We start from the raw sequence: 12,136 nt of genomic DNA, 5'->3' as shown, positions 1-12,136 counted from the left end.
ATATGCAGGAGCAAATTTATGTTAATGGAACACTAATATGGTATTACTATATTTGCAAAAGAGAAGTATGGCTTATGGGACATAATATTATTCCTGATCAGGAAAATGAAAACATAGAGCTTGGACGTTTTATTCACGAAAACACTTACAAAAGGAGCAAAAAAGAAATAGTATTTGGCTCTGTTAAATTTGATATTTTGGAAGAAAAAGATGGACAACTTGTAATCGGAGAAATCAAAAAAAGTTCTAAATACAAAAAGAGTGCAGTCATGCAGCTTGCTTATTATCTCATGGAATTAGAAAAAGCAAACATTAACGCAGTTGGAGAAATCAGATATCCAAAAGAAAAGAAAAAAGAATTAATAGAACTGACGCCAAAGCTAAAAAAAGAATTATTTGATGTCAGCGAAGAAATAAGAAGGATCATTGAGTCAGAGTATCCACCAAAAGTACAAAAGTGTCCATATTGCAAAAACTGTGGATATCAGCAATTTTGTTGGGCGTAGGGGGAGATTTTGTGAAACGAAATGTGTATATTTTTCACGATGGAGATTTTCAAAGAAGCGATAATACAGTATATTTTGATACGGGTAAAGGGGGAAAATACCTTCCAATTGAAAATTTAAACGAGATTTTCATCTTTTCAGAAGTCAAAATTACAAAGAAATTATTAGAATTATTCGCCCAGAAAGAAATCACTGTACATTTCTTTAACTACTTTGGATACTATGTAGGTTCATTTTATCCAAGAGAGCATTTAAATTCTGGATATATGATTTTAAAACAGGCAGAGTATTACTTAGATGAAAAAAAGAGAAATCACTTAGCATATTTATTTGTCAAGGGAGCGGCTAAAAACATTCGTAAAGTGCTTTTGTACTATAAAAGCAGGGGAAAAGAAGTTGCTGATATACTGAATCATATAGAAACATTAATGGAGAAGTTAAGTCCTGATCAAAGCATAGAGCAATTGATGGCATTGGAAGGGAATATCAGAGAATCTTATTATTCAGCTTTTGATAGCATATTAGAAAATAAGGATTTTTTATTTGAAAAAAGAAGCAAGCGACCGCCTAAAAATCGTTTGAATGCACTGATTAGTTTTGGAAACTCCATCATGTATACCATAGTATTGAGTGAAATATACAAAACACATTTGGATCCACGAATAGGGTATCTACATTCCACAAACTTTAGAAGGTTTTCATTAAATCTGGACGTAGCAGAAATTTTTAAACCGATCATAGTTGATAGAGTGATTTTGTCTTTGATTGGAAAAGGGATTCTGACAAAAAAAGATTTTGAAAAAGATATGGGTGGAATTCTATTAAAAGATGAAGGAAAGCAAAAATTTATTATCACTCTGGAAGATAAGTTAAAAGCTACCATTAATTATAGAGATCTTAACAGACCGGTATCTTATCGCAGACTTATCAGAATGGAACTGTATAAACTTGAAAAACATCTTATCGGAGAAAATGAATATGAAGCTTTTGAAGCACAATGGTAGGTGAGGAGTATGTTTGTAATTGTTGTTTATGATATCAAAGAAAAGAGAGTTGCAAAGGTTTTAAAGCTTTGCAGAGAATACTTTACCTGGGTTCAGAATTCTGTGTTAGAAGGAGAACTTACCGAATCAAAATTGTTACAGTTGCAAACAAGACTAAAAAAGGTTATAAATGAAGAGGAAGATTCTTTGCTATTTTATACTTTCCGTACACAGAAATATTATAAACGAGAAGTGATTGGAATAGAGAAAGGTGGAGAAACACTATTCCTTTGATAATTTGTCGTCGACCTCCAATATAGCAAAATTACCAGGGGATCGACGACAATTCAAGAAGTAATAGATATAAGAAAGTTAAAGGATTTGTAAAAGTGAAAGTTAACATAAAATTAATAAGTAAAGTTTTCTATCAAATAAAGAAAGCTTTATCTTTAGCATATTTTTATGGGTTTTTATAATACCTATAAGGAATTGAAACATGGGTCAATGGGAATATGCGTAGAAAAAGAAGATGGTTTTTATAATACCTATAAGGAATTGAAACCAATTCCTTGATTTGTCCTTTCATGGTTTCAGCCTGTTTTTATAATACCTATAAGGAATTGAAACTGAATGTAGTATCCTCTTTCTATATCCATTTTTGTGTTTTTATAATACCTATAAGGAATTGAATTGTAATATGTTTCAAAAAAATTTACTATATCAAAAATGTTTCATAATATTATGTTGGATTATTATTTTTGATTAAAATGATTTCAATATACTTTTAATATGTTGATACAGAATAGTATTATTTCTATAGTCATGTGGATCATGGTGTCCATGTGATTTTTTATGTCATAATTATTGAAATTTGTGATATATTGTAAAAAAAGATTGAATAATATAACTTATTGTTATAATATAAATATATAATAAATTTAGATATTGAAGATTTTGATTGAATATTTACATGTTTTAATAGTGGAATTGTAAGGAGGGGGAAGGATGGAGGATATGCATTGCCTATATCCTAAAAAGCTGGATAGTAACAGGTTAAATCAATATTATGGGGATATACGAGATCATATTAGTAAGGGCAATATTAGCATTTTAGATCAATATAAAAATGTTCCGTATGTTCTTATTGATAAGAATGGAGAATATGTTCAGACGAAAGCTTCTGTATATGATGCAGCAAGATTGTATGTTGCCCTGGAATATATAATTTCAAAGAATAAGAACGAAAAGTTTGAAAGACTTACAGCCTATCAGACTTTTTTTGATTCAAATCAGTCATCAGAATTATCTTCTTTTCTGAATAGATACCTAAAGGGAGAAAAGCCTGATGATTTTTGGGATATTGAAATAGATCTCGTGAAAGGATCGATCTATAAAATTAAAAAATATTTTCTTGAAAACGATAAAATCAAAGATATTCGCGGCGGTAGTGTGATTATTGATTATTTGAATATTCACGTGACTAATGAAATTGTACAAGATTATTTGATTGATGAATGTAAGATTTATAGTGGCGGAGGCAATGTATTTTTGATTGCACCCAAAGGAATAGGTGAAGAGATTTGCAGAATTTTAGAGCAGAGATATTCGGATATTGCTTTAACTGTACAAAATGCTTTTGAAACTTATTCTACCAATATAAATGATTTTTTGATTCATTTTAACCAGGTATCGCAGAAGCTGACTATAAAATTGGAAGAAAGAAAAAAAGCAAAAATATATCCAATTAATCCTGATAGTTCAGTTACAGAAATAAAAATAGATGATGAAATCATTCGTTTTCCAAAGCATATTTCGTCTCAATCTGGCGGAGTCTGTGAACTATGCCAGGTAAGAGACAGTAAATATATTTTGCAAGGTGTTGATCATCAAATATTAGCTTGTCCTTCTTGCATGAGAAAACATCAGACAGGAAGGGATAAATCAAGATTTTATACAGAGTATCAAAAAGTAACAGGAAAAAGAATATTAAAAGATATTAAGTCCATAGAAGATCTGGGGGATGACAATAAGAGTGTTGCCGTCATATACGGAGACGGAAACAATATGGGCAATGTAGTGAAGAATATCAAAACACCTTTTGAGATGTCTTACTTTAGCAGAAGAACAGATGAAATCACTAAATCTCGTGTATACCATGCCATAGAAAAAAATATGGGAAATGATGCAAGGTTTGAAATAATTGCTTTGGGGGGAGATGATATTTTTATCATTGTCCCAGCAAATTACTGTTTGGACATCGCTAAAGATATTGTTAAGTCTTTTGATGCAGCTTTCAAGCATGAGATTACAATGTCTGTAGGAATTTGCATTGCAAAGTTTTCAACTCCAATTAAGAATATGTTTGCCGTTGCGCAAAAGAGATTAAAAACGGCAAAACAGTACGTTAAGGAAAGAAACTTAAATCAAGGATCTATTGATTTAGAAGTTCTTCAGGGAGTAGGTTTAATCGACTGGAACAAAAAACGAAAAGGATTTTTTCCTTCCACCAGTGAGAAACTATCAAAATTTATAGAAGTGCTAAATGAAATGAAACGCAATAAAGATATTAACTCAGCTCAAATCTATAAATTCAGATATGCTGCGGAAAAGATGGAACCAGAAGAATTTAAACTGTTTTATTTATATCAGCAATCCCGTATAGGTAGGAAGTACTCCACATATATAGAAAAAATGTATAATATTGAACATTTTATGGGGTTAATTCAGGAAGACCGTACAGAATATTCACCCTGGGATGATATAGCAGTTTTATGGGATTATACAAGGGAGGATGCACATTGATCAAAAAAGTATATCAAGTTCGAGTAAATATGAAAACCCAGTTCCATATATCATCGGGCGTAATGGAAAGTGGTTTTATTAAAAATTACATAGTCAAAAAAAATCATACCGCATATATTCCTGCTTCAACGATCAAAGGGAAAGTAAGAAATAATTTCAAAATGTTATTAGGGACAAAAATGGAAGAACAGGAAGTAGAAAGAATAGTTTCATTAATATTTGGCGGAGAGGGATATCAGCCTGCAAAGATTTACTTTGAAGATTTAATGCCAGAGAAGCAGACAGATGTATCTATCCGATATGGTGTTGCCATTGACAGATATAAAAGAGTATTTAAAGATCAGGCATTATATAATTATGAAGTGGCGGAAACAGGTGAATATAGTGGCAAAGTGCTTATTTACTTTGATGATATATCAATTCAATATGAGGAAGATTTAAAGATGGCATTTTTGATGGTTAATGCCATTGGTAAAGGCAGAAGCAGAGGCCTGGGACATTGTAAAACTTCTATCGAGGAGGCAGTATCATGAGAATCAAGATGGAATTTAAATTGCCTCTATTGGTTGGAGGGAAAAAACTCACTTCAAACTATATTGAAAGCATTGATTATATTCCTGGAAATATTGTCAGAGCGGGATTTGCCAGATATATATTGAATGAATGTGCAGCCAATGATGGTAGTAGTGTAGAGATAGATGGAGTAAAACGTCATAACTGGGTATATTTTAGAGATTTAGAGGCCTGTAAAAAATGTAGATTTAGCAGTATATGTAAAAAATTTAGTGATATAAAATTTTCATTTTTTTATCCGGAAGGTTCAGAAGTAGTTCCTTTAACTGCAATGAAATGTAAAGAAGATGACAGCCATGGATATATAGATTCCCTAGTGGCTGAAGAGAGAAAATGTAAAAAATGTGGACAGAGAGTGGAATTTACGTCTGGTTTAAGAAAAGATGATAAACCCTATTCAGTGATTTGGAATTACTTTACCAGAACTGCTATTAATCCTTATACAGGTACTTCGAAAGACGGTTCTTTATATACCTTAGTTGCTATAGAAGGAACAGTCAGAGAAAACGACTCCATTAAAAGTTATTTTGTGGGTAACATTGAAGGAATGACAAAAGAGGAATTAAACCTATTTGACGATTTACGGATTGGAACCCGTTTATCGAGTGGATTTGGACAAGTTAAATTACATACTTTAGACGACGCTGATGAAGAGATAAATCAGTCGATTATTGATCAAATGAAGCTTTTTAATCGTGAATTTAAAAAGCAAAATTCTGATTCTGTTAATCAATCAAATGATAAGATAAATTATTTTGCGATTGTTTTTACTTCAGATGTGAAGTTACCTTATATAGAGTTAGAAGGCTATAAAACAACGAATGAATATAAAAAAATATGGCAGGATTTATTGAAAATTGACGGAAATTACTTAATCTACAAAATTTATGGAGAAACCAATATATATCGTGGGTATGATACTTCACGGGATCTGAAAGATAGCCGGGAAGAAGCAGTTTTGCATCTTCAAAAAGGTAGCGTTATTGTCCTTTCTACTATGCTTTCCTTTGAAGAAATATATAATGATTTTTTACAGAAAGCATTTGGACTGGAAACGGAAAATGGTTATGGAAGAGCAGAAATCTATAATGGGGGTATTGAATAATGGATAAAACAATTAAATGCAAGTTGTTGGGATTTGTAGATGAAATCAAGCAGAATAAATCTTTTTGGAAGGATAAAGAAAGTAAGGAATTAGGAAGTACCAACATTAGGAATATGGCGACAATAGCTCTTAATGCAGATTGTTATAAAGAACTGAAGTTATTTATGGAGTATAAAATAGCCAGAGGAAACGGATGGGATTTGATATATAAAGATGGGAAAAAATTTGGTGAAGTGATTTTGGAATATATGGATAAGATTAAGGAAATATCCCATACAGAAGAAGAAGCATTATTCAATATTAGCAAATTTTTTGGATATTTATATTGGTTTAGAAAAAGTATTGAAAAAGGAGGAAAATGATGCTATTACATAAATTTTCAAATAGGTACATAATCACAGGAACATTATATGCCAAGACACCTATTCATATTGGTTCAGGAAGAGAAAATTTTGACCCTGTATTAGCAGATAACAGTGTGATTCGTAATCATAATGGAGAGCCTTTTATACCCGGAAGTTCATTAAAAGGAGTTATTCGTTCTTATATTGAGAGAATTCTTAAGAGTAAAGTATATCCTGATTTTAAATCCTGTTTGATCGTCAACGAACCGTGTATTTTAGAGGAAAATATCAAAAAAATAAAACAAGAAAAATTAAAGCCAGAAGATGAAGCTGAGAAGATCTATAGTCAACTTTGCGATGTGTGTAAAATATTTGGTTGCAATCATTTTGCATCTAAGCTGCAAATCAGAGATGCCAATTTAAAACCAGAAGAGAGTGCATACATAGATATGAGAAATGGCGTTGCAATAGATAGGGATACAGGAACAGCAGCCTATGGGAAAAATTACGATTTTGAATGTGTGAGTGCAGGAACAAGATTTGATTTCTATATGTCAGCAGATAATATTGAAGAAAAATATGAAGGTGTTTTAAAACTGATTGTTAGTATGTTAAAAAACGGAGAAATTCGGGTAGGAGGTAAAACATCAGGGGGATTAGGAAGTATTGAATTGCAGGATTGCAAGGCATATAAAATTACATCAGATAATATAAGGACTTATTTAGAAAAAGGATTGAAAGCAATAGAAGAAGAAAAGGGGTGGTAGGATGTTCAAAAAACTTTATAATGAGGCAAAAATTACATATATATTAAAAACCTTAAGCCCACTCTATATAAAATCGGGTAAAAATGATAGTTTAAATCCAACAGGGGTAGATGATTCATTTTTAAGAGTATATAAAGATGGAGACCTGGTTCCTGTTTTGCCTGGAACCAGTATTAAAGGCGTTTTTCGCTCTCGAGCTGAAAAAATATTAAAGGGTTCTTGTGATCTTTTTAATTCAAAAAAAAATTGTGCTAGTAAGGTGAATAAGAAAAAAGATGATGGAACTGCCAGATATGATAAAAGCTGTCCTGCATGTAAATTATTTGGTTCCACTGTTTTAAAAAGCAGGGTTCTTTTTGGGGATGCATATCCAGAAGGAGAGTATAAAGTTGGTTCAAGACAAACTGTAGCTATTGACAGAATTACTGGTGCATCTAAAAAAAGTGCTTTATTTGATTTGGAATATGTGGAAGATGCTTTGTTTAAAGGAGAAATAGAGATACAGAATTTTTTTCGATGGCATATTAAAGTGTTAACGCAATTATTTGAAGAAGTAAATGATGGATTTGTCGTATTCGGAGGACTTACTTCTAAAGGTTTTGGACGAATGAAACTAGATGATTTCCAGATTAAGCTGAAATATTATGATAAGTCTAAATGCGGCAAGGATTACGTGGACAAAGGTTTTTATATGGAAAAAACAATCAATTCTTTTGAAGAACTTCAAAATACCATAAAGAATATATCACTTACAGCAGATGAGATTGGCAGGTGCGAATACAATGAGCAAGCCTTATAGCTTTATTCCTTTTTTGCCAGTTCAAGAATATACGGACGAAGGGAAAATAACAGGCAAGATTAATATAAAAATAGAAACACTAACACCTTTACATATTTCATCAGGTTATCTAGAAGAAGAAAATGACTTGATCTATAAGCAATTTATTAGATTCAACGGTATACCTATTATACCAGGTACCAGTCTGAAAGGCTGTATACGTACTATAGCGGAAACCATTTCTTATAGCTGCTATTTGAACTCTAAAGAAGTAGATTTTAATAAATTTTCGCAATTTAAATCAGACAAAAATCAGAACTGTATTATATGCAATATGTTTGGGGCTATGGGGAAAAGAAGTAAAATCCGATTTGGAGATTTATATTGTAAAGAAGTAGATGCAAAAAGTAAAATTACCATTTTAAAAATTCCTAAATTCTATAAACCGCATCCGGACGAATCGTTATACTATCAAAACGGAAAATATAAAGGGTATAAGTTTTATCATCATGGAGACAGCAAAATATTACAAAAGGGAGAAGTAGCTTATGAATTTATTGATAAAGGAGCAGTGTTTGAGGGTTCTGTATGGTTTGAGAATTTAACTGAAAATCAAGTTAACTTATTATGCTTTTCCTTAGGACTAGATGGAAGTATTCAGCCTAAGCTTGGCTATGCAAAACCTGCTTATTACGGAAGTATAAAAATAACTACAGATGAAACCAGATGGATAGAAGCAGCCAAAAAGTATCAAAATCACAAAGACGCGAAAATTAAAAGAAATATAAATCAGCTTATAGAAATTTTAAATTATGAAAAAGGGAAAAAGACAGTAAGTGAATGGAACGAAGGAACTTATTGAGGGAGAGAAGTTATGAATAATAAAGAGATGCTGTTAGAAGCTGCAGAACGGGCAGCTGAATTTATTAATAAAAATGGATATTCTAATTTTATCTCAACTATTCAGGCTATATTATCTGTTGCAAAGCATTCATGTAAAAATGAATATGAACAGAAGCAAAAATTTTATAAATTACTTTATTCTCTAAAGAACTCATTTCAGATGGAAATAATGTCCGGAGGAAAAGAGATCAAGAATGGTTTCAGACAGTTTTTAGATCAATACTTAAAACTAAAGAAGGAAAAAGAATACATAGTAGAAAATGAAGATTTTAAGGATTGTAGCATGGAAGAAATAGAATATATTCTTGGATGGACCAGAAGACTTATTAAAGACGACAGAGTTAGTCCCCAAAACACTTATTCAAAAAATATTAAATCATATCCTCAAAAAGGAAAACTAAAAAATAAGGAAGAAGCTATAGGTTCTCCCATAAAGAATGCTTTTAAGGGATTGAATCTGGATTTTTAGAATAGGATAAGGAGAATTAGAGTGGAACGGGTGTTAATATCAGTTATTGGAAGAAATGAATACCGTGAAGTAAAATATATTTATAATGGCAAGAGTAAAGTAACTAATGTTGCTATGTCTATTTTGTATGATGAAATTCAACCGAAGAAAGTCTATATCTTGGGAACAGAAACTTCTAGTTGGGAGTATATTGATCAGCTAAATATTTCCTATGAAAGAATTATTATACCTTATGGAGTACAAAATGAAGACTACATCCAAATATTTAAAACAATAGCTAACGCAATGGATGTAAAAGATAAAGAATTATACATAGATGTAACGCATGGATTTCGTAGTATTCCTTTTTACATATTTACAGCCCTTAATTATTTTAGCCTTACACAAAATGCAAAAATAAAGGGTTGTTACTATGGAATGTTACAACCAGGGCAACAAGACGCACCTATTGTTGATATGCAGTCGTTGATGGAATTACAAAGTTGGATTGGAGCATATCATGTTTTTAGTTCCAGTGGAAACGCTACAGAAATTGCAAAGCTTTTAGCAGAAAAGCAAAACGAAATTTATAGAAATGGAGATAATGACAGAAAAAAACCAACAAAATTAAAGAACTTGGCTAGTGCCTTAAATCATCTTTCTAATGCTATAGGACTGAATTATACAAAGGAAATCATAGAAATTGCAACTTCATTATTAGAAGACTTTAATAAAAAGGATATCCAAGAAGAAATAGAGGGTTTTGCCAAACCTTTCTCTATGATTGTACCAATGCTTGTAGAGGATTTAAAAAACATAGTACATCATCAATATGTTTGGGAAATTCAATTGTTTTTAGCAAAGTTATATTATCGTTATAAACGTTATACAAATTGTCTTACTACGCTTAGAGAATTAATCATTACATATTTAATAGAAATAGTAGAACGAAAACCAGAGTATGTGTATGATCGAGAATATAGAGAGCAGATTTCAAGAAAAATTTATGAAGCTGCATATGAAGATTATAAGAAAGGCATAAAAGAAAACTATGGAAATATTATTGATTTAAGAAACGCCTCTGGCCACTGTGGAATGAGAGAAGATGGTCTATTGAAACTTACAGATGCAGAAGAAACAATTCAAAATAAAGTTAAGACCATAGAATTTTTTTTAAAAGGATCATATTAGCTCAACTATCGGAGGACTATAAATGATGGGTATTGAATCTTTAAAAGAAAAAACAGACTTTTGGATGAGTATGGGCAGAGCCACAGAAGAACAAAGGATAAAAGCAGAAGAATATTATGAAAAAGAATTAATGCCTTTAATTATTGAGTCATTTATAGGTAGAGAAGAAAATAATATTGTTTCTCCTGAATATATGATTTTATCCGTTGGAACTTCTTATGAACCATTGGTACTTTCACTTAAATTAGTAAAGCCTAAAAAAGTATTATTTCTATATACCGAAGATACAGAAGAAAAAATCGATAAAATCCTTCAGTTTGTACCGCTAAAATCCAGTGAGTATAGAAAAGAGAAGGTTGAAAAGTCCAATACTTTATTAATCTATCAAAAAATTAAGCAAGCTTATTATGATTGGGGAAAACCTCAAAATGTTTTTATTGATTTTACGGGAGGAACGAAGGCCATGTCAGCAGCCACTGCCATGGCTGGTGCAATATTGGGGGCACAATTAATATATATAGGAAATAAAGAGTATCTTGGACTTTTTAGAAAGCCCTATCCCGGAACTGAATTTTTAGAGAAAATACCTAATCCTTATTCGGTATTTGGTGATATTGAAGAAGACCGAGCTAACGACTTATTGCATCAGCATGATTATGCAGGTGCAAGAAAAATATTTGAAGCCTTAATTAATAAAGTTCCTGATCCTAACAAGAAAGAATATTTCCATACTTTATATTTTCTGGCTTTAGCATATGAACATTGGGATGCTTTAGAGTTTGACAAAGCTTCAGAAAGCATGAACAAACTTGTTAATGAAATAGAAAAATACTCACAACTTAATTCCAATTGGATCTTAGCAGACAAAATCGCTCTATTAAGGAAGCAAAGAGATATATTAAATATTATGGCCAAAAATGCAACACAAATACAGAAAAATACTCCTATGGAACTTTTAGTGAAGCTGGAAGAGATCCTTTCGTTGATGTTTACTATATATCATAATGCAAAGCGCAGAAGTGAACAAGCGAAATACGATATGGCATCATTATTATTGTATCGTCTTTTGGAAATGATTATGCAAAGAAGATTAGCGCTGTATGGGATAGATACATCCAAACCTCAATTTAGCAAAGTTTTCTTAAACCAAGAAAAACTTAATGATTTTACTAATAAAGTTATTAATTATAGAAGAAAGTTATTCGGAAAAAATGTTAACAAATTTCTTCCTACTTATGTAACTTTGATGGAAGGATATATTGAACTTGCAGTTTTAAAAGATGCATTGATCGATGAAAAAGATGTACTTCAGTTTTTAAAAGAGGTTTTTGAAAAAGTAAAAATACGCAATTATAATATTTTTGCTCATGGATTTTGCTCTTTGAGAAAAGAAGATTATATTGAGTTCGAAAAGTTTGTAATAGGTGTTTTCGAGCGTTTCTGTGAAATTGAATCGGTTAATATCAAAGAATATAAGGAATGTATCAAATTTATTCATCCAGAGGAATCAAAATATTATCAGTAATAAATAGGGAGAAAAATTGTGAGAATTAAAGTAATTTTAGAGATAGATGTACCCATTTCCATACCAATAAATTACCAGTATCATTTATCTTCAGCCATTTATTATTTGCTGCAAAAAGCAGATCAGGAATATGCTAAGGAATTACACCAAAAGGGTTATGAATTTGGCAGCAAAAAGTTCAAACTCTTTACCTTTAGTGCATTATTTCCTG

The 12,136-nt window shown here is 31.3% G+C and carries 13 protein-coding genes and 1 pseudogene; all 14 read left to right on the top strand.

Annotated elements, in window-relative coordinates; all coding sequences use genetic code 11:
- Positions 1 to 2: 2 nt before the first annotated feature.
- Positions 3 to 506 (top strand): CRISPR-associated protein Cas4, encoded by a 504-nt coding sequence (cas4, locus tag JOD07_RS08215; RefSeq protein WP_204613400.1) that lies wholly within the window; start codon positions 3 to 5, stop codon positions 504 to 506.
- An 11-nt stretch (positions 507 to 517) separates the two neighbouring features.
- Positions 518 to 1,510 carry a type I-B CRISPR-associated endonuclease Cas1b gene (gene cas1b, locus JOD07_RS08210; RefSeq protein WP_204613390.1) on the top strand — a complete coding sequence of 331 codons (993 nt, stop codon included), beginning with the start codon at positions 518 to 520 and terminating at the stop codon, positions 1,508 to 1,510.
- Between the two features lie 9 nt (positions 1,511 to 1,519).
- Positions 1,520 to 1,783, top strand: a complete 264-nt coding sequence (gene cas2 / locus JOD07_RS08205) for a CRISPR-associated endonuclease Cas2 (protein ID WP_204613381.1) — start codon at positions 1,520 to 1,522, stop codon at positions 1,781 to 1,783.
- 711 nt (positions 1,784 to 2,494) lie between these two features.
- Positions 2,495 to 4,291, top strand: a complete 1,797-nt coding sequence (locus tag JOD07_RS08200) for a Cas10/Cmr2 second palm domain-containing protein (protein ID WP_204613373.1) — start codon at positions 2,495 to 2,497, stop codon at positions 4,289 to 4,291.
- Positions 4,288 to 4,824 (top strand): RAMP superfamily CRISPR-associated protein, encoded by a 537-nt coding sequence (locus JOD07_RS08195; RefSeq protein ID WP_204613371.1) that lies wholly within the window; start codon positions 4,288 to 4,290, stop codon positions 4,822 to 4,824. Before JOD07_RS08200 ends, JOD07_RS08195 begins: the two co-directional genes overlap by 4 nt.
- Positions 4,821 to 5,969: a hypothetical protein gene (locus tag JOD07_RS08190; RefSeq protein WP_204613369.1), complete on the top strand. Its 1,149-nt coding sequence runs from the start codon at positions 4,821 to 4,823 to the stop codon at positions 5,967 to 5,969. Before JOD07_RS08195 ends, JOD07_RS08190 begins: the two co-directional genes overlap by 4 nt.
- Positions 5,969 to 6,331, top strand: a complete 363-nt coding sequence (locus JOD07_RS08185; RefSeq protein WP_207756880.1) for a hypothetical protein — start codon at positions 5,969 to 5,971, stop codon at positions 6,329 to 6,331. The genes JOD07_RS08190 and JOD07_RS08185 overlap by 1 nt, the downstream gene beginning before the upstream one ends.
- Entirely contained in the window at positions 6,331 to 7,080 is a 750-nt protein-coding gene (csx7, locus tag JOD07_RS08180) for a type III CRISPR-associated RAMP protein Csx7 (RefSeq protein ID WP_204613367.1), read from the top strand. The genes JOD07_RS08185 and csx7 (JOD07_RS08180) overlap by 1 nt, the downstream gene beginning before the upstream one ends.
- A 1-nt stretch (position 7,081) precedes the next feature.
- Positions 7,082 to 7,879 carry a type III CRISPR-associated RAMP protein Csx7 gene (csx7, locus tag JOD07_RS08175; RefSeq protein ID WP_204613365.1) on the top strand — a complete coding sequence of 266 codons (798 nt, stop codon included), beginning with the start codon at positions 7,082 to 7,084 and terminating at the stop codon, positions 7,877 to 7,879.
- A complete protein-coding gene (locus tag JOD07_RS08170) occupies positions 7,863 to 8,720 on the top strand; it encodes an RAMP superfamily CRISPR-associated protein (RefSeq protein WP_204613363.1) in 858 nt (285 codons plus the stop codon). The genes csx7 (JOD07_RS08175) and JOD07_RS08170 overlap by 17 nt, the downstream gene beginning before the upstream one ends.
- A 12-nt stretch (positions 8,721 to 8,732) precedes the next feature.
- Positions 8,733 to 9,230, top strand: a complete 498-nt coding sequence (locus JOD07_RS08165; protein WP_204613361.1) for a hypothetical protein — start codon at positions 8,733 to 8,735, stop codon at positions 9,228 to 9,230.
- A gap of 21 nt (positions 9,231 to 9,251) precedes the next feature.
- Positions 9,252 to 10,400 (top strand): TIGR02221 family CRISPR-associated protein, encoded by a 1,149-nt coding sequence (gene csx2 / locus JOD07_RS08160; protein WP_204613359.1) that lies wholly within the window; start codon positions 9,252 to 9,254, stop codon positions 10,398 to 10,400.
- Positions 10,401 to 10,422: 22 nt separating this feature from the next.
- On the top strand, positions 10,423 to 11,925 hold the full coding sequence (locus JOD07_RS08155; protein ID WP_204613357.1) for a TIGR02710 family CRISPR-associated CARF protein: 1,503 nt from the start codon (positions 10,423 to 10,425) through the stop codon (positions 11,923 to 11,925).
- Positions 11,926 to 11,943: 18 nt separating this feature from the next.
- Positions 11,944 to 12,136: pseudogene (locus JOD07_RS08150) on the top strand (hypothetical protein); the annotation flags it as partial.

The organism is Defluviitalea raffinosedens (assembly GCF_016908775.1).
Lineage (GTDB): Bacteria > Bacillota > Clostridia > Lachnospirales > Defluviitaleaceae > Defluviitalea > Defluviitalea raffinosedens.
The sequence above is the reverse complement of the archived record's forward strand: the minus strand, read 5'-3'. Positions and strand labels throughout refer to the sequence as shown.